This window comes from Bacteroides sp. HPS0048, assembly GCF_964240755.1.
Taxonomy (GTDB): Bacteria; Bacteroidota; Bacteroidia; order Bacteroidales; family Bacteroidaceae; genus Bacteroides; species Bacteroides nordii.
In genome coordinates this window covers 1-24,633 of the sequence record NZ_CAXSVC010000004.1, presented here as the reverse complement: position 1 = coordinate 24,633, position 24,633 = coordinate 1, and the positions used below count along the sequence as shown (strand labels likewise).

21 protein-coding genes and 1 tRNA gene are annotated in these 24,633 nt (G+C 39.5%); 11 read left to right on the top strand and 11 right to left on the bottom strand.

The features are described 5' to 3' along the window. Together ACESQI_RS04275 and ACESQI_RS04270 are read right to left on the bottom strand one after the other, a co-directional pair. Positions 1–1,389, bottom strand: coding sequence for a cytochrome c peroxidase (locus ACESQI_RS04275; RefSeq protein WP_256142244.1), 1,389 nt, complete (start codon positions 1,387–1,389; stop codon positions 1–3). Between the two features lie 1,351 nt (positions 1,390–2,740). Next, on the bottom strand, positions 2,741–3,790 hold the full coding sequence (locus tag ACESQI_RS04270; RefSeq protein WP_007485590.1) for a DUF2776 domain-containing protein: 1,050 nt from the start codon (positions 3,788–3,790) through the stop codon (positions 2,741–2,743). A gap of 225 nt (positions 3,791–4,015) precedes the next feature. Here ACESQI_RS04270 and ileS point away from each other — a divergent pair, with 225 nt between their 5' ends. The 5 genes from ileS to ACESQI_RS04245 all read left to right on the top strand — a co-directional run bounded on the left by ileS (position 4,016) and on the right by ACESQI_RS04245 (position 9,915). Next, entirely contained in the window at positions 4,016–7,441 is a 3,426-nt protein-coding gene (gene ileS / locus ACESQI_RS04265; protein WP_373125492.1) for an isoleucine--tRNA ligase, read from the top strand. A 34-nt stretch (positions 7,442–7,475) separates the two neighbouring features. Further along, positions 7,476–7,856, top strand: a complete 381-nt coding sequence (locus ACESQI_RS04260; protein ID WP_002560277.1) for a TraR/DksA C4-type zinc finger protein — start codon at positions 7,476–7,478, stop codon at positions 7,854–7,856. Between the two features lie 108 nt (positions 7,857–7,964). Beyond that, complete coding sequence (locus tag ACESQI_RS04255; RefSeq protein WP_221651433.1) at positions 7,965–8,597, top strand: lipoprotein signal peptidase; 633 nt, start codon at positions 7,965–7,967, stop codon at positions 8,595–8,597. Between the two features lie 8 nt (positions 8,598–8,605). After that, positions 8,606–9,646: a DUF4296 domain-containing protein gene (locus tag ACESQI_RS04250; RefSeq protein ID WP_002560275.1), complete on the top strand. Its 1,041-nt coding sequence runs from the start codon at positions 8,606–8,608 to the stop codon at positions 9,644–9,646. Between the two features lie 17 nt (positions 9,647–9,663). Further along, a complete protein-coding gene (locus ACESQI_RS04245) occupies positions 9,664–9,915 on the top strand; it encodes a hypothetical protein (protein ID WP_002560274.1) in 252 nt (83 codons plus the stop codon). Here ACESQI_RS04245 and ACESQI_RS04240 read toward each other — a convergent pair. Beyond that, positions 9,866–10,630 (bottom strand): RNA methyltransferase, encoded by a 765-nt coding sequence (locus ACESQI_RS04240; protein ID WP_320969723.1) that lies wholly within the window; start codon positions 10,628–10,630, stop codon positions 9,866–9,868. The two genes, ACESQI_RS04245 and ACESQI_RS04240, sit on opposite strands and share 50 nt — an antisense overlap. Before the next feature lie 186 nt (positions 10,631–10,816). On the opposite strand from ACESQI_RS04240, the gene ACESQI_RS04235 reads away from it, so the two are divergent. From ACESQI_RS04235 to ACESQI_RS04225, 3 genes are all read left to right on the top strand, one after another. Then, positions 10,817–11,179, top strand: a complete 363-nt coding sequence (locus ACESQI_RS04235) for a BlaI/MecI/CopY family transcriptional regulator (protein ID WP_002560272.1) — start codon at positions 10,817–10,819, stop codon at positions 11,177–11,179. Between the two features lie 14 nt (positions 11,180–11,193). Next, the gene (locus ACESQI_RS04230) at positions 11,194–12,477 is read left to right on the top strand and encodes a M56 family metallopeptidase (protein ID WP_303071576.1); all 1,284 of its coding nucleotides are present in this window, start codon (positions 11,194–11,196) and stop codon (positions 12,475–12,477) included. A gap of 151 nt (positions 12,478–12,628) precedes the next feature. After that, positions 12,629–14,938, top strand: a complete 2,310-nt coding sequence (locus ACESQI_RS04225) for a BamA/TamA family outer membrane protein (RefSeq protein ID WP_373125491.1) — start codon at positions 12,629–12,631, stop codon at positions 14,936–14,938. Here the strand turns inward: ACESQI_RS04225 and ACESQI_RS04220 are convergent. The 7 genes from ACESQI_RS04220 to ACESQI_RS04190 all read right to left on the bottom strand — a co-directional run bounded on the left by ACESQI_RS04220 (position 14,892) and on the right by ACESQI_RS04190 (position 21,986). After that, positions 14,892–15,344 carry a hypothetical protein gene (locus ACESQI_RS04220; RefSeq protein ID WP_195659899.1) on the bottom strand — a complete coding sequence of 151 codons (453 nt, stop codon included), beginning with the start codon at positions 15,342–15,344 and terminating at the stop codon, positions 14,892–14,894. The genes ACESQI_RS04225 and ACESQI_RS04220 overlap by 47 nt on opposite strands. 78 nt (positions 15,345–15,422) lie before the next feature. Next, the gene (locus ACESQI_RS04215) at positions 15,423–15,977 is read right to left on the bottom strand and encodes a DUF3332 domain-containing protein (RefSeq protein WP_002560268.1); all 555 of its coding nucleotides are present in this window, start codon (positions 15,975–15,977) and stop codon (positions 15,423–15,425) included. Between the two features lie 121 nt (positions 15,978–16,098). Next, positions 16,099–16,542: a DoxX family protein gene (locus tag ACESQI_RS04210; protein ID WP_007485597.1), complete on the bottom strand. Its 444-nt coding sequence runs from the start codon at positions 16,540–16,542 to the stop codon at positions 16,099–16,101. A 467-nt stretch (positions 16,543–17,009) separates the two neighbouring features. Then, positions 17,010–18,308: an NAD(P)/FAD-dependent oxidoreductase gene (locus ACESQI_RS04205; RefSeq protein ID WP_025866381.1), complete on the bottom strand. Its 1,299-nt coding sequence runs from the start codon at positions 18,306–18,308 to the stop codon at positions 17,010–17,012. A gap of 421 nt (positions 18,309–18,729) precedes the next feature. Continuing rightward, a complete protein-coding gene (locus tag ACESQI_RS04200) occupies positions 18,730–19,866 on the bottom strand; it encodes an AAA family ATPase (protein WP_373125490.1) in 1,137 nt (378 codons plus the stop codon). Then, positions 19,844–20,572 carry an RNA ligase family protein gene (locus ACESQI_RS04195; RefSeq protein ID WP_002560262.1) on the bottom strand — a complete coding sequence of 243 codons (729 nt, stop codon included), beginning with the start codon at positions 20,570–20,572 and terminating at the stop codon, positions 19,844–19,846. Before ACESQI_RS04195 ends, ACESQI_RS04200 begins: the two co-directional genes overlap by 23 nt. 16 nt (positions 20,573–20,588) lie before the next feature. Further along, positions 20,589–21,986: an RtcB family protein gene (locus ACESQI_RS04190; protein WP_195659902.1), complete on the bottom strand. Its 1,398-nt coding sequence runs from the start codon at positions 21,984–21,986 to the stop codon at positions 20,589–20,591. Between the two features lie 459 nt (positions 21,987–22,445). Here ACESQI_RS04190 and ACESQI_RS04185 point away from each other — a divergent pair. Both ACESQI_RS04185 and ACESQI_RS04180 read left to right on the top strand, forming a co-directional pair. Further along, positions 22,446–22,518 (top strand) — tRNA-Lys (locus tag ACESQI_RS04185). A 331-nt stretch (positions 22,519–22,849) separates the two neighbouring features. Beyond that, positions 22,850–23,437: a lipocalin family protein gene (locus ACESQI_RS04180; protein WP_007485603.1), complete on the top strand. Its 588-nt coding sequence runs from the start codon at positions 22,850–22,852 to the stop codon at positions 23,435–23,437. Between the two features lie 32 nt (positions 23,438–23,469). On the opposite strand, the gene ACESQI_RS04175 is transcribed toward ACESQI_RS04180, so the two are convergent. Further along, on the bottom strand, positions 23,470–24,048 hold the full coding sequence (locus ACESQI_RS04175; RefSeq protein ID WP_007485604.1) for a Crp/Fnr family transcriptional regulator: 579 nt from the start codon (positions 24,046–24,048) through the stop codon (positions 23,470–23,472). 125 nt (positions 24,049–24,173) lie between these two features. Here ACESQI_RS04175 and ACESQI_RS04170 point away from each other — a divergent pair, with 125 nt between their 5' ends. Beyond that, positions 24,174–24,494 carry a multidrug efflux SMR transporter gene (locus ACESQI_RS04170; RefSeq protein ID WP_025868087.1) on the top strand — a complete coding sequence of 107 codons (321 nt, stop codon included), beginning with the start codon at positions 24,174–24,176 and terminating at the stop codon, positions 24,492–24,494. The last annotated feature ends 139 nt before the right edge of the window (positions 24,495–24,633 follow it).

Below are 24,633 nucleotides of genomic sequence, written 5' to 3'. Positions count from 1 at the left end.
CTATAGTTCCTTACTATTATCATTAGTCAAAGGTTTACCCTTATATTCTCCTGTAAGAGTTTCCAGAAAGGCTACAATCTCGCCTAACTCTTCATTAGATAAGATAGCATCTACTTGATATTTTGCCATATAATCAACAGCATCTTTCATTGTTTTTATACTTCCATCGTGGAAATAAGGAGCTGTTAAGGCAATATTTCTCAAACCGGGAACTTTAAAGCGGTGTTTGTCACGATCTGTTTTAGTCTGTTTGAAACGTCCGTTGTCCTCTTCAGTCATTTCCGAACCGCGATCAGCGAAATAATCTCTTTTCACTCCCATTAGCTCATAAGATTGTCCGCCAAGCGTTTCACCAACATGGCATGTTGCACAGTCATATTTTTTGAAAAGCTCATATCCAGTCAGTTCTGTATCATTGATTGCACTCTTCTCACCCTTCAGATAACGGTCGAAACGAGAGTTGGGAGTAAGCAGTGTCTTCTCAAACTCTTCGATAGCATTGGTTATACTTTTTTCCGAATAACCTTCCGGATACACTTCTGTAAAAGCTTTTGTGAAGTTAACATCTTGCTGCAACTTAGCTATAATTTCGTCAAAAGAATGACAAGCCATCTCTACCGGATTTAAAGGAGGGCCGGCTGCTTGTTCAGCCAGTGTATTAGCACGTCCATCCCAAAACTGGACGAAGTTATAAGCTGCATTATAAACGGTAGGTGCATTTACACCTCCAAATTGCCCGCCAACCCCTTCAGAATAGCGTTTGTTATCTACACCGCCGGTGTTCAATCCATGACAAGAAGCGCAGGAGATACTATTGTCTGCCGAAAGACGGGTATCATGATACAGCATATCTCCTAAAACAACTTTGTGCATATCTACCGGCAGTGAATCTGCAATGGGACGTATGGGTTCATTGGCAAATTCAGCAGCAGCAAGTCCATTAGCGTAATATGCCAAACGGTGTTGTTTTACCCAGGCAAGTGCCATCTCTTTTTTCGCATCGGTAGTAGTAGATCCCCAATGCACCATATAATATTGATGCAAAGGCATTCTGCCATCCATCATTACCTTCTCTACCTTTGCTAAAGCTACTTTACCAACAGATTTACCAGCTTTTAAGGCTTCGGCCATTTCTGTCATGTCAAAAGTGCGATAACCGGCAGTGACATCTTTCATAATCATACCATTGGCAACAGGCCAGTTCGCATAAAAAGGAAGGTCGGGATTGGAAGAGTGACAGCGTAAACAACCACCGGAGGTAATAATCTCCTGCATTTGTACATCAGCAGTAAGCTCCTGCGACGGAGCTCTGTTTACTACGCAATAGGTGACAGTCAGAAACCCGACTACTACCAGTGATACGATAATTAGTTTTGTGCTCTTTTTCATTGTGCATTCTTTTTAGTTAGTTATTGTGATTGTATAAATCTCCGGACATAAAAGCAACATCTACATCAGATAGCTGGGGAAATGAACCTATTATCGGACTGCCTCCAATTAATATTGAAATAGAAAGTATTCTTGTGTGTGATGCTAATAAAAAGACGGGATAATATTGGCCTACTGCCTTCTTTGTACAAATGCTGCAACAAATACCCCCACGCCATAATCCAAATCATATTAAAAGGAAATGCTAAAGAAAGCGGGAAATTACCTATCGTTGCTTGCAACAATACTGCCAAGGTAAAGTAAAATGTTGCTAATAATGATTGCTTGTGCATGATGGTTTTCGTTTAACGCCACAAAGCTAATTAAAATTATGCATATAAACGTATAAAGTAACAACTAATTTGTATTAAGTACAATTATGGATTAAATTTAATAGGTAAATCAAAAGAGATACAAAAGAAAACGGTTCCGGATTTATAAATAATACGAATCAGTTGTTGAAATCAATTAAGGGCTAGTTTTGTATGGTTTTGAGTGTATTTCACCACAGAGTAACACGGAGTTCCACAGAGTTTAAATCTTTATTGAAACGTAGATGAACGCAGATTTTCGCAAAGGGGAAGAAATCTAAGATAAAGAAATACAGCCTTTTAATCGGTGTTTATCTGTGTTAATCCGCGTTTCATCAGATAAATAGTACTCTGCGGTGAGTTTTGCTCATTTTTATTCTGTTTTGAGCTTAATGGCGTTTGTCATTGCTATCAGTCTCTTTCTCTGGTATTGATAAAGCGCTATCTCGTAGAGTAACGTATGAAGCCTCGGTGTGTAGTCTTATTTTAGATGTACATGTAAAGCAGCATGAGATGCACATGTCGTGCTGTCCCACATGCACATGTCGTACTGCTTTACATGTACATCTAAAACAAGACTGCACACCGGGGAAAGGAACGTTCCTTTCTGAGAAAGACAAAGTACAACACCGGACAACGGTAACAATGCCGTCTACGGATACTTCCTCCATCGAAAAGATAGGATCATAATCTTCGTCACTGTACGGTTTTGAGTGTATTTCACCACAGAGTAACACGGAGTTCCACAGAGTTTAAATCTTTATTGAAACGCAGAATTTCGCAAAGGGGAACAAATCTAAGATAAAGAAATACAATTTTTTAATCTGTGTTTATGTATTAATCCGCATTTCATCAGATAAATAGTACTCTGTGCTACTCTGTGGTGAGTTTTGCTCATATCCATGTAGCTTTGAACTCAATAGCCAACTACTATAAAAAGCCGGCAATCAAAGAAAAGTCTTCGATTGTCGGCATTATTAATAGACAAATGATGTTTTTCGTTATTTGGAGGATGTACCACTTTCCAGAATACTGACGATAGAAAAAAGAGTAAAACAAATAGCTCCCAAACCTGTCAAGACACGGGCAGGAATGAAATAATCTTCGTGAATGGTTCCTAATTCAAAGGTAAACGCTGCTAAAAACAAACATGATAATGCTGTCAGGACAGGGATAATTGGAATGCGACTGGATAAAGCAAACTCATGCCGCCAAACTTTGGCCAACAAAATTACTTTGCTGGAAATGCTGTAGCAAACCAATCCTAATCCAATCATTATATAACCAATTACTCCGTTTGTAGTACTCGAATCAGCAAAAATAACAAATACTCCCCAAACAAAAGAAATAGTCCCCATTAACAGTACCAGTTTGGGCCATCGGTTACGCTCTGTAGCCGAATATACATTCCTTACCTGACGGGCAATGGTTGCTACCAAAGCAATCAGACTGGTACAAATACAAGCAAGCCCCACCATTACATGTCCAACCACGAAGTAAGCGGGATGTATTTCACTTTGCCCCAACAGAAAGAAAGCCCATATCCAGGCAACACCAGATGCCATAATAGCTATTCCTTTTAAAATACGTTCTTGTCCGGCTGTAAAAGCTTTCTGAGGAATATTATGTCCTGTATCTTTAGCATTGGTGGGAATCAAAGAAAAACGGGTAGAAGAGGTGGCAGCAGTTGCCACACAAATTGTAATTAACCCTACTCCGGTCACTACATGCCCGGCGACGAATGAATGGGAGTCATCAGAAGAAGTAAAGAGAACAATACCACCAATGATTGTAATTACGGCAGCCAAATAGGCGATGACAGGCAAAGCATATTGAGAATTTCGTCCATATGTATGAATTATCTGGCGTATGATAGTAGCAGCCGTGGCAAAGAGTGCAATGCAAATCATACCCAATGAAAATACAACGGGGCCTGCTACCAAACGGTTAGGATCGTCCCCCAATACATAGATAAATGTCCCGTAACCGAAACACAACAAAGCCATCGCCAACGGAATAGCCCTGAATAATACGCTTATACCGTAATTCATAATCCTATATAGTTTTAAAATTTCCCACTACAACAAGGTTTAACGTAATTTGTTTCTATCCGGTTACTGCTTTTTAGAGTCTTTTCACAAGAGGGCTATTTCTACCAAATTGAAATTAAAAAGCCTTTTCTTGTATGCAAACGAATGTTTTTGTACATTTGCACCCTTAAAATAAGGAGGGTACCTCCAACTGTAATTGTAAATAGTAAAATCGTATCTATAGTCATGAGCAAGAAGTTCGCCGAATATTCGCAGTTCGACCTTTCACAGGTAAATAAGGACGTATTGAAAAAATGGGACGAAAACCAGGTTTTCGCCAAGAGTATGACAGAACGTGAAGGCTGCCCTTCGTTTGTATTTTACGAAGGACCTCCCTCAGCTAATGGAATGCCGGGCATTCACCATGTGATGGCTCGCTCTATCAAGGATATTTTCTGCCGATACAAAACGATGAAAGGCTATCAGGTAAAACGTAAAGCCGGTTGGGATACACATGGATTGCCTGTAGAGTTAGGGGTGGAAAAAGCGATGGGTATCACAAAAGAGGATATCGGTAAGACTATTTCTGTGGCCGAATATAATGCAGCTTGCCGTAAAGATGTGATGAAGTTCACCAAAGAATGGGAAGATCTGACTCATAAAATGGGATATTGGGTGGATATGCAACATCCGTATATCACGTATGACAATCGTTATATCGAAACCTTGTGGTGGCTATTAAAACAGTTATATAAAAAAGGATTACTTTACAAAGGATACACTATTCAGCCCTATTCTCCAGCTGCCGGAACAGGATTGAGCTCACACGAGTTAAACCAACCGGGTTGCTATCGCGATGTGAAAGATACAACTGTAGTAGCACAGTTCAAGATGAAGAACCCTAAACCAGAAATGACAGAGTGGGGGACTCCTTTCTTCCTTGCATGGACTACTACGCCATGGACTCTGCCTTCAAATACTGCGCTTTGCGTAGGTCCCAAAATAGATTATGTAGCTGTACAATCATACAATGCATATACCGGCCAGCCAATCACAGTGATATTAGCAAAGCAATTACTGAATGCTCACTTCAACCCAAAAGCTGCCGAACTGAAGCTTGAAGACTATAAGCCTGGTGACAAGTTGGTTCCATTCAAAGTGATAGCCGAATATAAAGGCACTGACCTTGTAGGTATGGAATATGAGCAACTGATCCCATGGGTTAACCCAGGCGAGGGTGCATTCCGCGTCATCTTGGGTGATTATGTAACCACTGAGGATGGTACAGGTATCGTACATATTGCTCCGACATTTGGTGCAGACGATGCTCAGGTAGCAAAAGCAGCCGGCGTTCCTCCTTTGCAGTTAATCAATAAGAAAGGTGAGCTCCGCCCTATGGTAGATCTTACCGGTAAATTCTATACTTTAAATGAACTGGACGAAACGTTTGTAAAAGAGCGGGTTAACGTAGAACTATATAAAGAATATGCAGGGCGTTTCGTAAAGAATGCCTATGATCCGAATCTTACTGATCAGGATGAGTCATTGGATGTGAGTATTTGCATGATGATGAAAGCCAACAACCTGGCATTCAAAATAGAAAAGCATGTGCACAACTATCCGCACTGCTGGCGTACGGACAAACCGGTATTGTACTACCCGTTGGATAGTTGGTTTATTCGTTCTACTGCCTGCAAAGACCGTATGATAGAGCTAAACAAAACAATCAACTGGAAACCGGAATCTACCGGAACAGGACGTTTTGGCAAATGGCTGGAAAATTTGAATGACTGGAACCTGAGCCGTTCTCGTTATTGGGGTACCCCGCTACCCATCTGGCGTACGGAAGATAACAGTAGTGAAATATGTATCGAATCTGTAGAGGAGTTATACAACGAAATAGAGAAATCGGTAGCTGCCGGATTTATGAAATCTAATCCTTATAAAGAGAAAGGGTTCGTTCCGGGACAATATACAGATGATAATTACGATAGAATAGATTTGCACCGTCCGTATGTGGATGATATCATCCTGGTATCCGAAGACGGAAAGCCTATGAAACGTGAGACAGACCTTATCGACGTATGGTTTGATTCAGGCGCTATGCCCTATGCACAGATTCACTATCCTTTTGAAAATAAAGAATTGCTGGACAGCCATGAGGTATACCCGGCAGACTTTATCGCAGAAGGTGTGGACCAGACACGCGGATGGTTCTTTACACTGCATGCTATTGCAACAATGGTATTCGACACCATATCTTATAAAGCTGTTATCTCTAATGGCCTGGTACTGGATAAGAATGGGAATAAAATGTCCAAGCGCCTGGGCAATGCTGTTGATCCGTTCTCTACAATCGAAAAATACGGTTCCGACCCGTTGCGTTGGTATATGATAACGAACTCTTCGCCATGGGATAACCTGAAGTTTGATATAGATGGTATCGAAGAAGTTCGTCGTAAATTCTTCGGTACATTATATAATACATATTCATTCTTTGCGCTTTACGCCAATGTAGATGGATTTGAATACAAGGAAGCGGATGTGCCTATGGAAGAACGTCCGGAAATAGATCGCTGGATACTTTCTGTACTGAATACACTGATCAAAGAAGTGGACACTTGTTACAATGATTACGAACCAACCAAAGCAGGACGACTGATCTCAGATTTTGTGAACGATAATCTGTCTAACTGGTATGTTCGTTTGAACCGTAAACGTTTCTGGGGAGGTGAGTTCACACAAGATAAATTGTCTGCTTATCAAACGCTGTACACATGTCTTGAAACAGTAGCCAAACTAATGGCACCGATTGCCCCGTTCTATGCAGATCGTTTATATAGCGACTTGATTGTTGCTACCGGACGTGACAATGTCGTATCTATTCACCTTGCTAAATTCCCTGAGTACAATGAGGAAATGATAGACAAAGGGTTGGAGGCACGTATGCAAATGGCACAAGACGTCACTTCTATGGTATTGGCATTACGTCGTAAGGTAAACATTAAAGTTCGCCAGCCGTTGCAATGTATTATGGTTCCTGTAATAGACGAAGAGCAGAAGGCTCACATCGAAGCAGTGAAAGCATTGATTATGAATGAGGTGAATGTAAAGGATATCAAGTTTGTAGATGGTGCTGCCGGTGTATTGGTGAAAAAAGTGAAATGTGATTTCAAAAAACTCGGTCCGAAGTTTGGAAAGCAGATGAAGGCCGTAGCCGCTGCTGTTGCAGAAATGTCACAAGAGGCTATCGCCGAACTGGAAAAGAACGGTAAATATACACTGAATCTGGATGAAACAGAAGCTGTGATAGAAACGGCAGATGTAGAAATCATCAGTGAAGATATACCGGGATGGCTGGTTGCAAATGAAGGTAAACTGACAGTTGCCCTTGAAGTTACCGTTACTGAAGAACTTCGCCGTGAAGGTATTGCCCGTGAATTAGTGAATCGTATCCAGAATATTCGTAAATCAAGTGGATTTGAAATAACTGACAAGATTCGGATAACAATCTCTAAAAATCCACAAACAGATGATGCGGTAACAGAATATAATAATTATATTTGTAACCAAGTTTTGGGTACATCCCTGACTTTGGCAGATGAGGTAAAAGACGCTACGGAGCTTAATTTCGACGATTTTTCTTTATTTGTCAATGTAGTAAAAGAATAATTCTAATACCAATAACCTCTAAAAAGTAAAAATTATGGCAGAAAAGACAAGATATTCGGATGCGGAACTTGAGGAGTTCCGTGCCATTATAATGGAGAAACTGGAGTTGGCACAACGTGATTACGATCAGTTGAAACTCAGTCTGATGGGTCTTGATGGAAACGATACTGACGATACATCACCCACATACAAAGTACTGGAAGAAGGAGCTAACACACTGTCAAAAGAAGAAACGACTCGCCTGGCACAACGTCAGTTGAAGTTTATTCAAGGATTGCAGGCCGCTCTTGTACGTATTGAAAACAAAACGTATGGTATTTGCCGTGAAACAGGAAAGCTGATCCCTGCAGAACGTCTACGTGCTGTACCTCACGCTACACTCAGCATTGAAGCAAAGAATAGTGGCAAGAAATAAAAATAGTGACGAGCTATAAGCTACAAATAACATGTACTGTGTGCTATTGGCAAGTACTTGTAATCTGTAACTTATAGCTCGTAGCTTATATAACTTGTATTCAACAAAATGAAAAAACTACTCACGAAAGGACAAATAGCCCTACTCGTCATCTTCTCGGTGCTGATTATAGACCAGATTATTAAAATCTGGATTAAAACCCACATGTATTGGCACGAAAGTATCCGGATTACCAACTGGTTCTATATCTATTTTACGGAAAACAATGGTATGGCATTTGGTATGGAGATTTTCGGAAAATTATTCCTTACTACTTTCCGCATTATTGCCGTAGCATTGATAGGATGGTATCTGTATAAGATTGTAAAGAGAGGATTTAAGACAGGATACATTGTTTGTGTTTCTTTGATTCTTACCGGAGCATTGGGAAATATCATTGATAGCGTATTTTATGGAGTACTGTTTAACGAGAGTACACATTCACAAATTGCCAGTTTTATGCCCGAAGGGGGAGGATACTCCACTTGGTTTTATGGTAAGGTAGTAGATATGTTTTATTTCCCGATTATTGATACTACCTGGCCTACATGGATACCGTTTGTTGGGGGAGAGCATTTTATATTCTTTAGTCCCATCTTTAACTTCGCTGATGCCGCTATCAGTTGTGGTATCATCGCATTGCTTCTTTTTTATAGTAAATATCTGAATGAGTCTTATCACTCACACGAAAAAAAGGACTAAGACAGAAAATGAAAAGAGATTTCCGGTGCCGGTTGTATATTATGTGCCTGTTAGTGGTATTTGTTGTTGGTTGTAAGGTTAAAAGACCCGATGGAGTCCTTCCGGAAACAACAATGGAAAACCTGTTATATGATTATCATATAGCGAAAGCGATGAGTGATAATCTGCCATACAATGAGAGCTATAAAAAAGTATTGTATACAAATGCTGTATTCAGCAAATATGGTACAACGGAAGCTGTTTTCGATTCGTCTATGGTATGGTATACTCGTAACACGGAAGTACTGGCCAAAGTCTATGAAAGAGTTAGTAAAAGGTTAAAAGCACAACAAAATTCGATCAATCACTTAATTGCCATACGCGACAAAAAGCCGATGACATCTACTCCTGGTGACAGTATTGATGTATGGGCATGGCAACGTATGAGACGCTTAACGGGAATGCCAATAGATAATAAACTGACGTTTGTCCTGCCTTCGGATTCTAATTTCAAGAAACGTGATACATTGGTATGGGAAGTTCGTTATCATTTCCTTGAACGTGTTAAGCCGGATACGACTCTGTACGCATTAATGGGTATGCAGATTCAATTTGAAAATGACAGTATTATAAGTGAAACCAAACGAGTGACAGAGTCGGGGATACAGCGTATCCGCCTGCAATCGGATACGTTGGGAGCTATCAAGGAAGTGAAAGGATTTATCTATTATCCAAGGAAAAAAACACCGCATACCTTATTGACTGATGATATCACACTCATGCGTTATCACTCCAATGATACACTGCCGGTTTTGAATGATTCTTTAAAAACAGATTCTCTTAAGCAGGATGTAGTGAAAGAGGTAGTTTCGAAAAAAACAGCTGATACAATAGAGAAAGCAGATCAGCAACCTCAGCCAAGATTAACTCCGGAAGAGATGAATCGCCGTCGCAGCAATCTGCAACGTGAAGTGAAACCGGAACAACTCGAAGTAGAGAAGCACATACAAATGGAGAAACGTGAGATAAGACAAGAACGGCAGATGAATCAACGTCGCCGTTCACAGTAAATTTCAGAACTAAGGAGATGAAACGCTTTGCTTCTCATTATTTGTATGCGCCGGATACCGGTTTTCTCAAACAACAGGTAGTAGAAATGGAGGGAGAATACGTTGTGAGATTCTTCCCCCTTACCGAAGAAATAGAATCGGTAGAATGGTTACCGGGCGTCATAGAGCTAACCCAGGTGAAAGATAAATTCTGTGCTTATCTTTTATTTCCTTTTGATTTTACAATGATGCAGCCTGTCGCCGAAACTCGGCGCAGACAATTGCTGTAGCAATAGCTACATTGAGCGATTCGGAAGTTTCTCTCTCCTGAGGATAATTAGGAATATATAGTTTCTGATTGATTAGTGCTTCCACCTCTTTACTAATTCCATTTCCTTCATTTCCCATCACAATCAATCCATTACGGGATAGAGGTTGGCCGTATATATTCTTCCCATCCAGAAATGTTCCGTAAACCGGAATATCACCAAGAGAACGAATAAGGTCGGGCAGAGGAGTATAATATGTTTTTACACGAGCTATACCGCCCATAGTAGCTTGTACCGTCTTAGGGTTATAAACATCCACCGTATTAGATGAACAAATGATATGCTCTATGCCAAACCAATCGGCAAGACGAATAATTGTACCTAAGTTTCCCGGATCCTGTACATCATCCAGAGCAAGGCAGAGTGAATTACGAAGAATAGAAGTATTTAAAATATATTCCGGTTGCCTGAATACAGCGAGTACCTGTTGAGGAGTCTTCAACAAACTGGCACGTGATAGTTCATCTTGAGTAACTTCTGCTATTTCATCTGCCTGAACAGATGTATGTTCTTGTAACCAGGAAGAAGTAGCAGCCAGAAAGCTACAGGATAGGTGTCCAAGTAAGTCACCTACCAGTTTCGGACCTTCAGCCAGAAAGACTTTTTCTTCTTTACGTATCTTTTTTAGCTCCAATGAGCGAATGTACTTTATTTTATTTTTGCTTAATAGAGTCATATAAACCTGATATTTACGGCAAAGCTATAAAGATATTTCCAATATACCACTTTCTCACGATTCTTTTTCTACATCTATTTTCTTATGATTAACATTATTTATGCCAATAAATATATACTATCTACTTAATTATCGTAGATTTGCTTAAAAATAGTAGACTGGTTATCAGTAATAAATAAAAATAGAATGGAAAGACTTACACAGCAAGAAGAAGAAGTAATGCTTTACTTTTGGAAGATAGGGCCAAGTTTTATAAGAGATGTGCTGAATCAAATGCCTGCACCAAAGCCTCCTTATACCAGTGTGGCATCTGTAGTACGTAATTTAGAGAAGAAACAATATCTGTCTCCTTTCAAACTGGGCAACTCTATTCAGTATCATCCCATAATTAAAGAGAGTGATTACAAACGTTATTTCCTTAGTGGAGTGGTAAGTAATTACTTTACCGGATCCTATAAAGAAATGGTTTCATTTTTTGTGAGAGATCGTAAAATCAGCAAAAAGGAACTGAAAGAACTTATTAATATCATTGAAGACGAAGAATCTTAAAAACAACCAGAGATATGACACTTTTTATTCTATACTTCATGAAGGTAAATATAGCATTAGTTGTGCTGTACTTCTTTTATAAATTATTGTTTAGTAAAGATACCTTCTTTGGATTACGCAGACTGATGTTGATTTTAATCTATATCATCGCATTCACATATCCTTTGTTTGATCTTTCTGCCTGGATGATAGCAGACAATAATGTAACCGGTGTAGTAAACACCCTATATCAAAAGGTATTGCCCGAAATAACAATCGTAAGTGGAACAGCTGATAATGCATCATCTTTTCCATTGGTTACAATAGTTCTTACAGGGCTTTACATAGCAGGAGCGATTATCTTATTAACCCGTACATTGCTGGAAATCAGCAAAACCTGTATCATGCTTCATCATAGTAAAAAAGTATATATTGATGGAATCCGTATATGCCAGCCCAAAGAAAAGCAAGAGCCTTATTCTTTCTTTAAGTGGATTTGTGTGTATCCGGGTATGTATAATGAAAAAGAGACAAAAGAGATATTGGTACATGAACAGACGCATGTACGCGAACTTCACTCGGCGGATATATTATTGGCACAGCTCGTAATCATTCTTTGCTGGTTCAATCCTTTTGCCTGGCTCATGCGAAGCGAAATGCGTATTAATCATGAGTATCTTGCCGACAGGAAAGTAGTAACAAGTGGTTACGACAGAAAAACGTATCAGTATCATCTCTTAGGACTCAAGCAAAACCAACCGGCTGCAGCAAATTTATATAATAACTTTAGTGTATTACCTTTAAAGAACCGAATTAAAATGTTAAACAGAAAAAGAACCCGTAACATCATGAGAAGCAAATACCTCATGTTTATTCCTGTAACCGCTTTGTTGATTCTATTCAGTAACTGTACAAACACAGGCAAAGAAGAATCAACAGAAGAAAAAGCGGAAGTAAAATACGTCCCGACAGAAGTCAAACCGGATACAGTGGACATCGCCAATGCTGTTTTCGATATGGTAGAAGAAATGCCGGAATTCAAAGGAGGCAATAAGGCACTGATGGACTATCTGGCTGCAAATCTCCAGTATCCGAAAGGAGCTGAAACCAAAGGAACACAAGGTCGTGTTATCGTACAGTTCATTGTTAATACGGATGGAAGTATTGACAATGCAAAAGTACTTCGCAGTGTTGATCCTGAATTGGATGCAGAGGCCTTGCGTGTGATCAATGGAATGCCGAAATGGAAACCGGGGACACAAAAAGGTGAACCGGTACGTGTAAAATATACCGTACCAGTTGTGTTCCGTCTGAAATAAACGGCGGTCAGAGATAAAACATTGAAATCACCAATAGTTCGCCCCTACGATGTTGTAGCAACTTCTTAGGGGCGAATTAGCATTTATTATTTCCCCATACAGAAAAATTCGCCTATATTTGTAGGGTATTTGAGGCAACTAATAAAACCCTATGAGGAGAGGATATCTTTACACGTTACTTTCTTTTACCATTCTGACGCTGGCTTCGTGTTCCGCTACCAAGTTTGTGCCGGATGGTTATTATTTATTGGACGAAGTTAAAGTATCTACTAATAACAAAGAAGTAAAACCTTCCAGCCTACGCAATTATGTACGTCAAAATCCCAATGCAAAATGGTTTAGCCTGATAAAAACACAGTTGTACGTTTATGATCTTTCAGGACGTGACTCCAGCAAATGGTACAATAAATTCCTTCGTAAAATAGGAGATGCTCCGGTTATTTACAACGAAAGCGAAGCACAACGCTCACAGGAGGAAATAACAAAAGCTGTCCAGAATATGGGATATATGAGTGCTTCCGTTAAGCGTACGACGAAAACAAAGAAAAAGAAACTGAAGCTTTATTATGAGGTAACTACAGGTAAACCTTACACTGTACGTACGCTGAAATATGATATTGGTGATCCCAAAGTAGGTGAGTATATGCGAAAAGATTCTGCAAATACTTTATTGAAAGAGGGTATGCTGTTTGACGTAAATGTATTGGACGCAGAACGGCAACGAATAACGGACCATCTATTGCGTAACGGATACTATAAATTCAATAAAGACTATATTTCATATACAGCTGATACTGTACGCAATACTTATCTTGTAGACCTGACTCTACATCTGCAACCCTATAAAACGCACACTGCCGATGCACCTCAAGCACATAATCAATATCGTATCAACAAAATAAATTTTATCACAGACTACGATGTTCTCCAGTCTTCTGCGTTGAGCAGTATTGAAATTAATGACTCCATACACTACAATGGTTATCCCATTTATTATAAAGACAAGTTATATCTGCGACCTAAAGTATTGACAGATAACCTACTGCTCTTTCCGGGTAACCTATATAACGAACGTGATGTACAACGGACTTACTCAAACTTCGGACGCCTACCGGCATTGAAATACACCAATATTCGTTTCTTTGAAACCCTGGTAGGAGACAGTACCCTGTTGAATTGTTATGTGATGCTAACCAAAAGCAAACATAAGTCAATCTCTTTTGAGCTGGAAGGAACAAATTCTGCCGGTGATCTCGGAGCAGCAGCTTCTGTATCTTTCCAGCATCGGAATCTCTTTCGTGGTTCCGAAACTTTTATGATGAAATTTCGTGGTGCATACGAAGCAATCACCGGATTACAGGGCGACTATCACAATAACAACTACACAGAATACGGTGTAGAAACGAGTATAAACTTTCCAAGCTTCTTATTTCCTTTTCTGAGTTCTGATTTTAAACGTAAAATACGTGCTACCACAGAGTTTGGCTTGCAATATAGTTACCAGCTACGCCCGGAATTCTCACGTACAGTAGCTTCGGCTTCGTGGAGTTACAAATGGACACAGCGCCAACGGGCACAACACCGTATTGACTTGATAGATATCGGCTATCTGTATTTGCCCTGGATCTCCCAAAAGTTTCGCGAAGACTATATCAACAAGGGGCAGAATCACATTTTTGAATATAACTATAAGAACCGGCTTATCGTACGCATGGGTTACAGTTATAATTATAACAGTGCCGGAAATGCTTTGGTGAACAATACCATCAGTTCTAATTCTTACTCCATCCGTGCCAATATAGAATCGGCAGGAAATATTTTGTATGCATTCTCTAAAGCAACCGGTATACGTAAAAACGATGATGGCGAATATGCTATTCTCGGTATTCCGTACGCACAGTATCTGAAAGGTGATTTTGACTTTGCCAAGAATATCCGGATAGATGATCGTAACTCATTGGCATTTCATGCCGGTTTTGGTATTGCGGTTCCATATGGTAATGCAAAGACCATTCCATTTGAAAAGCAATACTTCTCAGGAGGTGCCAACAGTGTGCGCGGATGGTCTGTACGTGATTTAGGGCCGGGTTCATTTCCCGGTGACGGTAATTTCCTGAATCAGTCAGGCGATATCAAACTGGACGCGAGCATCGAGTATCGAAGTAAATTATTCTGGAAGTTTCAGGGGGCTGCCTTTATTGATGCCGGTAATATCTGGACAATCCGTGATTACGCCAATCAACCGGGCGGTGTATTCAAGTTCAATGAATTCTATAAGCAGATTGCCGTTGCTTATGGTTTAGGTTTACGTTTGGATCTGGATTTCTTTGTTTTACGTTTCGACGGTGGAATGAAAGCCATCAACCCGGCTTATAAAAATGGTAAAAAACGCTGGCCCATTATTCATCCTAAGTTCAGTCGTGATTTTGCATTCCACTTTGCAGTGGGTTATCCATTTTAACCAACCATCTTTCACCCTCTTTTACCAAATGAATGGTGTCCTGTTTCTCGGAAAGAATAGCAGATGTGCCATTAAAGAAATCAGCTTTCAGATAATTTTTTACCGAACAGATAACGGTTGCATGCCCTTCTTCCGGATTCATTTGCTCACTAATTACAGTCACAACAACCGGTCCTTTTGCATTTACCTTGTCAATGAGCTCCTGGGTCGTGTTTGTAGCCATATAACTAAGATATGGGAGGGAAGCCGGAACAACCAATTCTTTGGTAGCCGCATAATCAAGATCATAAAAGGTTTCACAGAATGCTATTGCATTGCGTACAACTTCACTTTGAGGTACCTGTTTCTGACAGGCAGCAGCCAAGCCCATAAAAGCAATGAGAGAGAATATTCGTAGTATTTTCATAATTTAGTGAATAAAAAAGATGAAACATCTCTTTGTGCAGAGCATGTTTCATCTTTTGACATTTCTTTATGCATTAAATTAACGGGCAGCAAACAGCAGACCGTTCATTACCATCTGACGTGCTGCAAGAGTTCCCTGAGCATCCAGAGTGACAGTCATTGACTCGCCATTAGGCAAATACATCTGCGCTGTACCATCATTGTTCATTTTCAGAAGTTCGGTACTCTCACCATTAGCTACTACATTCCAGGTATTTGCTTCCTTGTTGTAGATCAGTTCCATAGCAGTTTTCTCACCCTCTTTTGTAATCGAATAACCATTCTCCAGAGTTTCTACCAGATAGTTGCCATTTTCGCCTTTTACTTTCTTTACATCTCCAGCGTTTGCCATCGGGTTAGAACCGCTCCAAAACTCAATAGAGTTGATAACCAAAGCATCCGCCAAATATGCAACGCCATATACCGGAACGATGTTCAGTGCAAGAAACACAAGTTCGTTTACAAACTTATTTCCTACTGACTGATTCCAGGAAGAAATGCGATTGAATAAACCAAATGAACCTACACATGAACTAAACAAAATAGTACCGCTCAGAGCAAAAGCTGCGACCAATGTCAATCTGTTTTTTTTCATAATTTCTGTTTTTTAGTTGTTATTTTGTGAAACGATAAAAAGACCTATAATAGCTATAAGTCCTTTATACAGTTGCAAATATAAACCTTTTAATTAATAGAAACAAAACATGGTGCAATTTCTATTTTACATTTTTTCTTCGCTTCCGAAGTTCATTCCCTAATAAATAGTCGACAGAAAACTTACCGGGACCGGATATATACATCAATATAAATACAACTAAATAGATGAGTGCCAGTTCTTTTACAGCAAAAGCATCATTACCGTGAATGACAAAGAATGCCATGCCCATTGTAAAAATCATAGGCAACATAGCCAAACGATATAATACGCCGACGATAAACGCCATTGAACAAACAAGTTCTCCAAAGATAGCCAATCCTAAAGATACCGGGCTCCCTACACCCAATGGATCGGGGAAAGCTATGGATAGTTCCTGATAACTACTCCATTTCTGTATGCCGTGATTCATCAATAGCAAACCAAAGAAAATACGCAATGCAAGTAAGAATAAAGATGCCCCTGTACTATTGGGCTTTGAGGGAAATAAAAAATTGTAGATCATAAGTTTCATTTATTAGTTTGATAATTTATACAATATAAACAAACCTTAGCTTCACATTGTTTAAATTGATTCATATTAAATAAAGCATTACAGAGATAAAAAGTATAAACTCTTTTTGTCTACCTTTGTTATTAGATATATATTACATTAACAGAAAGGAATAATTATGAAAAAGGTAAAAGATTTCTTCAAAGATTGTCTCGAAGAAATAGGTAGAGGCATACTCCATGAATATGGCTACTTTGAAGAGGATAACAAATAATAAAATAGAAAAAGGAAGTGATATACTTCCAGAAACCTTCTCATACCTCCGGAGTATATTCTATTACTTCGGGGGTATTTTATATATTCCGGTTCTCAATATTGAAAGTATAACTATTATAACTCTAATACTATTTGCAGAAAAAAAGGAATAAGTCATCGCGACATTCCCTTTTCCATATCTACTAAAATGAGAGTAACCTATATCATTTCTTCGGTTTTACTCTTTTCACAGGCTTTATTATTAATCGCAACGAAGGGTCATAAGTGAAATAACTCCACATCCAGTCTATGAAAATGAAAAGTCTGTTCTTTACACCTACAATACTCATTAAGTGAATGAATAGCCAGACTGCCCAAGCAGGAAAACCACCAAAACGGATATTCTTCAACTCCACAATAGCGTTATTTCTTCCGATAGTAGCCATCGAACCTTTATTATGATACACAAAAGGTTTAAGTGGAAGTCCCTTTTCTATGTTGTTCAGATTCTGAACAAGAAGCTTAGCCTGTTGAATAGCCGGCTGAACAACCTGAGGGTGCCCCCTCGGATAATCTTCTGAAATCATCAGAGCAGTATCACCAATAGCAAATACATTGTTAGTACCGGTTACCTTGTTGAAAACATCTACATTCAGTCTATTCCCCGGTCCGTAAGCGTCCTGTGGAAGTCCTTCAATACTGTTAGCTTTCACACCTGCTACCCAATAGATATTTGTAGAAGGTATGGCCGTACCATCTCCCAGAGTAAGTAAATCATTTTCATAATCTACCACCTTGGAATCCACCTTTATTTCAACTCCTTTTTTTGCCAGATAGTCCTGTACTTCGGTTGACGATTTTTCGGAGAAAGCCGAGAGTAGGCGAGGGCCTGCATCGATAAGGACAATACGCATCTGCTCTATATCCAGATCGGGATAATCTTGTGGCAAAATGAACTTACGCATCTCTGCCAATGCACCCGAAAGTTCTATTCCGGTAGCTCCGCCACCTACAATTATAAACGTCATCAATTTTTCCCGTTCTTTCAAATTACTCGTGTTCTGCGCTTTCTCAAAGCTTTCCAGTACTTGGTTACGGTTATAGAGAGCTTCTGCCGTCGTCTTGAGAGACATGGTATGGAGAGCCATCTTATCGTTACCAAAATAGTTGGTATAACATCCGGTTGCAATTACCAAATAGTCGTATTCAATAACTCCAATGGAAGTTTCCAATATATTTCGTTCCGGAATAACCCGTTGGGCTTCACAGATACGAATATGAAAATATTTACGCTTTTTAAAAATCTTGCGGAAAGGAAAAGAGATTGCACTCGGTTCTATACCGGCTGTAGCTACCTGATAGAGAAGAGGCTGAAACAGATGATAATTATTTTTGTCTAACAGAACAATTTGAAAATTGTCATTTTTTAGTTTACGTGCCAGCTTTAATCCTCCAAAACCACCGCCTACAATAACCACTCTTTTTCTTTTCCCTTTATCGGGAATATCTATTTTATTCATCATGTTATCATTATATTAATCTGATAGTATATTAACATCACGGAAGGGAAAATTGTTTTTGTTATCCACTACCTCCAAACATGTTTTTGTCAAGAGCTGATTTATTGATTATTAACCTGAAAGCGACTTTCTCAGAAGATAATATCAGTTGTATTGCAACACAATAGCATTTACATCGCAACATACCGAGAAATGCATCGTAACATAGTAACAAACGAACCGTAACATACCATGTAATCTTGAATAAGTACCGGGAAAAACTCCAATAGATACCTGTCTATATACCTTCAGAAGCCGGTATAAAAAAATAAAGGAGAAAGCCATAGCTTTCTCCTTTACAAGTATTCTAACTGAATCTACTTTATGATTACAATTACAAAGATACTGTTTTTTTGACTAAAAGTCAAACATCCGATGTATTATTTCATAGAAAATCTTTTTTATTTATCTCATTCTCTACCAGATACTCCACTTCGTGAGCTTCTGTCAATTGAGGTACCTCAAGCTTACCAAGCATACCGTCCAACACACTCTCCGGAAGCGGATATTCTCTTTCACGGTTCTGTTTTCGCCAAACGGAATAGTCTTTCTCAACATAAACCACTTTAACACGAGCCCCATACCCGGCAAAGAGATTGATAAGCTGAAAACGCATCAGAGTAGTAATATTAGTTGCATTCCATATGAAATCCTGCCCTTTACGCAAATAAGCGCGGGCTATCTTTTTAGCTTCCTGCACCACCCATCCATTTGCCGATTTATCAGTAGGACTCAGTTTATTTTTACGGCGAATATCATCCAGGCTAATAACAGGAAGAGCTATACCGGACGTTTCAATATAATGATCTTTTCCCATTCCCGGTAACCCGGATAACAGAACAACATTACACTTAAACTTTTCATACGGAATGTAATCTATATAGCTTTCTTCCGTGTGAAAGTAACGAAAACGGGCATGATCAGTGGTAAATTCTCTGCTCTTTTTCCAGCACCCCTGCTCACGGCAGAAGATTTCAAATAACTCCAGCGATTCCAATAAAGTATCTTTATCCTGACAGATACGTCCTTTTATATCAGCTTCGGCAAGTAGACGGAGCTGCGAAGTGTCCACTCTGAAAGCTGCCCTGGCAACCTGTCTCATAGGGTCCTGTTTTTCCATCAGCCATAAAGGGAGCCCGTGAAACCTTACAAGTGATGCTATCTTTTCACGAATGATAAAAGGAGTTGATATATCCTTGTATAAAAGCGTACGCACAGTATATTCTCCCTTACGGGCATGCCCTTTGGCAGTGATACTGCCATCTTCCTCAATGACTGTAGTAGAACGTTTTTCTACATCATGCAGTAGTGCAGCCGTCCAAAGTATTTCCTTATCCTGCTCTGTAAGGGCAAGATAGCCGGGTAATTTCTGTAATTCTTCTATCACCCGCCAGGTATGTGTAGCCACATCTCCTTCGGCATGATGAAACTGGTCCTGAGGAATCCCATTCATATCGCGTAACCATTCGAATTGTAGTTCGAGTGAGTTACGATCTTTCTTATCTGTTAATGTCCAAATCATATTTTTCTTTATTTTCATTAAACTCCCAGAAAAGCCGGGCACGCTTCCAGTGACGTGTCCAATGCTCATCTGTTTTCACATGACCTTTACGCACATACTTGAATACATTGTGTGCAAATTCGCTAACCGGATATTCATCTGTATTCCGCACTACCAACCCTTCACGCGTACAATCTTCTCCGGTAAAAGGGTCTTTTGTACCAAAGACTCCCGGTTGCCGGGCAAGAGTAAGTATCTGTTGTCGAAGTTGCTCCTGAGAAAGTTCTGCAACGGACTCTAATCCCAATTCGGGAACTGTTGGCAAATCAAACATAGCAGCATAAAACTTTACCTCTTCCCAGGATAACCATTTATCGAGGCAACGCACGGCAAAAACATAGAAATACGATTCTAACCGTTTGTATTCAATAGAGTGAACAGCATACAGATTTTCACCAAATAATTCAAGACTGCCCAAATCATGCTTCATTAATTCCCAACGTTCACGCAGTTGTCGTGTCCATGGAGAAGTAGCAGGTGCAGCATGTGACCGTGCAAATACGCCGGCGCTGTTCAGGCAATTATTCTCACCATCCAATTTTTCGGTATATACAAGCGTGTCAATCCGCTGGATATCTTCCCAATAAGTATGGTTGATGCGGTCGTCACTTGTAGTTCCCGGTGAGAAAGGGAAGTGATACGTACGACCATATTTTTCTGATAACATTTTGTTTTTAATTTAATTATTCTTTATTCATTCTTACGATGCGGGGCATAAAACGCCCTTGTATCTCTACCAGGTTTTCTTGTGCCCGCATCACCCTTTCGATGTCCTTATAGGCAAGAGGCATCTCTTCCACACTACCTCCGATGAGGGTCACACCCGCTTGTGCCAAAAATTTCTTTAAGGCAGACTGCGTGAAGGTACTTTGAGCCTGCTGTCTTGACATCGCCCGTCCGGCGCCATGAGAGGCCGAAAAGAGAGATTCACGTACTCCTTTGCCACAAACTAGATATCCGGGAGTAGCCATACTGCCCGGAATAAGTCCGGGTTGCCCCTCATAAGCAGGAGTAGCTCCTTTGCGGTGAACAATGGCAAAGTTACCTGGTGCTATTTCCTCCTCCCAGGCAAAGTTATGGTGATTGCTGACATTAGCAATCGGAATCAATCCTAAGGCTTTGGCAAGGTTAAGATGAATCCTTTCGTGACAAGCCCGGGCATAATCTCCGGCAAGATTCATACTCATCCAATACGCCTGCCCCTCTTCCGAATGGAGATCAAGCCAGGCAAAGTGCTGGGCTTCGCGAGGTAATTTACAAGATTCACGTGCCAGAAAACTATAATGTTGTGCAATAGCAGCTCCCAATCCCCGTGAACCTGAATGAGACAACAAAGCAACATAATTCCCGGCAGGTAACTGTAAAGTATTGTCTGCCTCCAGTTCCAGTTCTCCGAAGTTTACAAAATGATTCCCTTGCCCCGATGTTCCTAATTGTCGGACAGCCTTCCCATGCAACTTTTGTAACAGGGGCGTCAATCGGAATTCTTCCCTGTCCAACACTTCATGCTCCTGTGTAAACTCTAGTCCACCATCCATACCAAAATGTGTGTATTCCTTTAATGCCACTTTTGTCTGATGAGCATATCGTTTCAGAAAATCCGGTTTCGCATCAAAAACCGTCAGACTCATCCGGCAGCCAATATCCATTCCTACGGCATAAGGTATTACTGTATGATCCGTTGCCAGTACACCGCCGATGGGCAAACCATATCCGGCATGTGCGTCAGGCATCAACGCTCCTGCCAGCGTTACCGGGAGTCGCATGGCCAGTTCCATTTGTTGCTTGGCAGAATTTTCTATAAACTTGTTACCGTAAGTTTGGTGCATCAACGGCACTTCTCTCAGATCATAAACCTGAAACTTCCTTTCTATAATGGTGGGAGAGAAGTGTTCCGCCAGTTTCCCCCATACTTCATCCTTTTTATATGCTTCGGGATTATCAAGCACATTTGCTAAACGAACCAGAATTTCTTCTTTACTTTCATACTTGCAATGTTTGCTTACAATAGCAACAGCCAGACTCCGCGCCACATTATTTGTATATCCCAGTTTGCTTAAATCTTTTAAACGTATTCCCATGATTTCTTTCATAGCACACTAATCTCATCCCCGGAATAAACATATAATGTTCCGAAGTAATGAGGCAATATGCCTGTTACCAGTGCAGAAAAAGGCAGAACATAACATCTCTGCTTCACCACACTGAAGTGATTAAATAATAAAATAATAAGGATTGTAGGACTAATCAATTTTTCTCCGGCAACAGTTTCGCGGAGTGTTCAGATAATAAAATTATTGGGGCTCTTCATCCCGATGAGCCGCTTAGTCCCGATTTTGATGTGTTATTTCTCCAACATAATTAATACCCTTTCCACAGTTTAAAGGGTGAATACTAAATTTATCGCTGCAAATGTAATTCCTTTTTTAGTTATAGCAAAGCGAAAGAAAATAAATTTAAAAAATAATAGCTACAAGGCTTGCTATTTTAAAATAAAGCTTTACCTTTGCACCCGAAATCAAAAAAAGCATAATACCAATGCACTCTTAGCTCAGTTGGTAGAGCAACTGACTCTTAATCAGTGGGTCCAGGGTTCGAATCCCTGAGGGTGTACAAAAAGGAGACTATTTTTAGCCTCCTTTTTTATTTGTCTTAAGTCGATAAAAACTTTAAGACCAATGAGAAAAGAACATCGTTAATACAATGAAAATCAGACATTAAAAGAATGTACATTTTTGTATATCAAGAATGTATATTCTTGTTATGTATCATTGTACACTTTTGCAATACATAAATGTACACTCTTGTGATTCCCCTTCATACGGGTTAGTGTAACACCTTCATTTCTTTTCGGAAGAGAGTACAGTTCTTCAGATAAAAATGTAAATTAAAAAATATAAATATTACCTTTGTTTCATTGTTACTATTTTAAAATTAATTGAATATGAAAAAATTAGTTTATCTATCGACTTCAGTAGTATTTTTATTGGCTGGCATTATTTCATGCAAACAAGCTCCAGTCACTCAGATCATTAACGGAATCGTGTATGATGCAAGCATGAACAACCTGACAATTATCTCTGATCAGGGAGATACGGTAAACATCAGCACAATGGATGCCAATCCACAGAAAGTGCCCGGAGTATTACTCAATGATTCTGTCAGAGTAACCTGCACCCATGAAGATATAGACGGAGTTAAAATTCTAAAAGCCGATGAGCTAACAATTACCGTACATTCTCCTTATTACTATATTCAGGGAACCTGGCTTGAACCCAATCCTATAAATCTCAAAGAGATGCAAGGATTCACACTCAATCAAAACGGAACGGCCAGTTCTGTGAATATGGCAACTTTACTGATAAAAAACTGGAATCTGGATAATTGGACACTGACTCTGCAATATGAAAGTATTGGCAACAAACAGACCATTACAGGAACCGATACCCTGAATGTAGTTAAAATCGATGCAGATTCACTTGTACTGGCACGAAAAACAAATGTAATGTGGCGACTGGCAAGGCAAAAGTAACCGGATTCTACCGCAATTCATAAATACCTTATTTATATTGTCATACTTTTAGTGCTGGCACGTATCCTACTCAGGTGCTCCGATGAAATACCAAGATAGGAAGCAATATGCCGCAACTGTACACGCTGTAAAATCTCCGGTTTCTCTTTCATAAGCCGGAGATAGCGTTCGGTTGCCGTCATAGACAAACTGGAAATAAGGCGATGTTCAGTTCCTACAAATTCTTTTTCTATGAATTGCCGTGCCCAATTGCATACTTCCAGATCTTGCTGATACAATTCATGCAACTGTTTTAAATTCATTTTGTACAACACGGAATCCTCTAAAAGCTCTATCGTCTCATACCCTTTCTCACCATTCACATATCCCTGAGCAGATATAATAATATCATTTTCCTTCCCAAACCAGATTGTAATATCTCTTCCGTCCACTTCAATATATGCCCTGGCGATACCTTGCTTTATCAGATATACATCACGTTCTATCTTATCTTTAGTGAACAAAATAAATCCTTTAGGATAGGAAATTTCATCCCATATAGACTCCAATTTATTCATTGTATTCTGTAAAATGGTATCCTTTGAAGGACAGGAAAATGATGTGATATCCATAACATGACTATATTTTGCCCGACAAATATAACTGATTTTATCTATTAAAATACTTAATTGATAATTATCAATTACTTTTTCTAACCAAGCTCATATCTTTACTGAAAATTTTAAATAATTAAATTATGGCATGGTTATTATTGATTGGAGCCGGACTACTGGAAATAGGATGGCCTTTGGGGTTCAAACTGGCAAGTATTTATGAGAAATATTTCTATTTATTCATCACCATATCCATTGTTTCTATGGGAGCAAGTGGTTTCTTGCTATATCTTGCACAAAAGACAATTCCTATTGGCACTGCATATGTCATCTGGACAGGCATCGGAGCAATAGGGACAGTTCTTATCGGTATCTTCTTCTTTCATGATTCAACAAATATATTCAGACTGCTGTTTGTACTGCTGATTCTGACGGGAGTAGTAGGACTGAAGATGGTACATTAGAAATAAGCCAGAAACAGAGGCTCAGTTGTAATTCTTGGGGGATTAAGTTTTGTCAAGTCCCCTCATGCATATACCTTTGCTAGCCTAAAAAGGAAGAAGCTCATATCCACTACTCCTCTAAATGATGCCCTAAATGCTT

Coding starts and splice junctions, on each gene's coding strand:
- ACESQI_RS04260 (WP_002560277.1), top strand. CDS start 7,476: ATGGCAGAAAAGACAAGATATTCGGATGCGGAACTTGAGGAGTTCCGT.
- ACESQI_RS04225 (WP_373125491.1), top strand. CDS start 12,629: ATGAGGAGAGGATATCTTTACACGTTACTTTCTTTTACCATTCTGACG.
- ACESQI_RS04210 (WP_007485597.1), bottom strand. CDS start 16,542: ATGATCTACAATTTTTTATTTCCCTCAAAGCCCAATAGTACAGGGGCA.
- ACESQI_RS04270 (WP_007485590.1), bottom strand. CDS start 3,790: ATGAATTACGGTATAAGCGTATTATTCAGGGCTATTCCGTTGGCGATG.
- ACESQI_RS04235 (WP_002560272.1), top strand. CDS start 10,817: ATGGAAAGACTTACACAGCAAGAAGAAGAAGTAATGCTTTACTTTTGG.
- ACESQI_RS04245 (WP_002560274.1), top strand. CDS start 9,664: ATGAAACGCTTTGCTTCTCATTATTTGTATGCGCCGGATACCGGTTTT.
- ACESQI_RS04190 (WP_195659902.1), bottom strand. CDS start 21,986: ATGGGAATACGTTTAAAAGATTTAAGCAAACTGGGATATACAAATAAT.
- ACESQI_RS04250 (WP_002560275.1), top strand. CDS start 8,606: ATGAAAAGAGATTTCCGGTGCCGGTTGTATATTATGTGCCTGTTAGTG.
- ACESQI_RS04195 (WP_002560262.1), bottom strand. CDS start 20,572: ATGTTATCAGAAAAATATGGTCGTACGTATCACTTCCCTTTCTCACCG.
- ACESQI_RS04220 (WP_195659899.1), bottom strand. CDS start 15,344: ATGAAAATACTACGAATATTCTCTCTCATTGCTTTTATGGGCTTGGCT.
- ACESQI_RS04215 (WP_002560268.1), bottom strand. CDS start 15,977: ATGAAAAAAAACAGATTGACATTGGTCGCAGCTTTTGCTCTGAGCGGT.
- ACESQI_RS04170 (WP_025868087.1), top strand. CDS start 24,174: ATGGCATGGTTATTATTGATTGGAGCCGGACTACTGGAAATAGGATGG.
- ACESQI_RS04275 (WP_256142244.1), bottom strand. CDS start 1,389: ATGAAAAAGAGCACAAAACTAATTATCGTATCACTGGTAGTAGTCGGG.
- ACESQI_RS04200 (WP_373125490.1), bottom strand. CDS start 19,866: ATGATTTGGACATTAACAGATAAGAAAGATCGTAACTCACTCGAACTA.
- ACESQI_RS04180 (WP_007485603.1), top strand. CDS start 22,850: ATGAAAAAATTAGTTTATCTATCGACTTCAGTAGTATTTTTATTGGCT.
- ACESQI_RS04230 (WP_303071576.1), top strand. CDS start 11,194: ATGACACTTTTTATTCTATACTTCATGAAGGTAAATATAGCATTAGTT.
- ACESQI_RS04255 (WP_221651433.1), top strand. CDS start 7,965: ATGAAAAAACTACTCACGAAAGGACAAATAGCCCTACTCGTCATCTTC.
- ACESQI_RS04240 (WP_320969723.1), bottom strand. CDS start 10,630: ATGACTCTATTAAGCAAAAATAAAATAAAGTACATTCGCTCATTGGAG.
- ACESQI_RS04175 (WP_007485604.1), bottom strand. CDS start 24,048: ATGGATATCACATCATTTTCCTGTCCTTCAAAGGATACCATTTTACAG.
- ileS (WP_373125492.1), top strand. CDS start 4,016: ATGAGCAAGAAGTTCGCCGAATATTCGCAGTTCGACCTTTCACAGGTA.
- ACESQI_RS04205 (WP_025866381.1), bottom strand. CDS start 18,308: ATGATGAATAAAATAGATATTCCCGATAAAGGGAAAAGAAAAAGAGTG.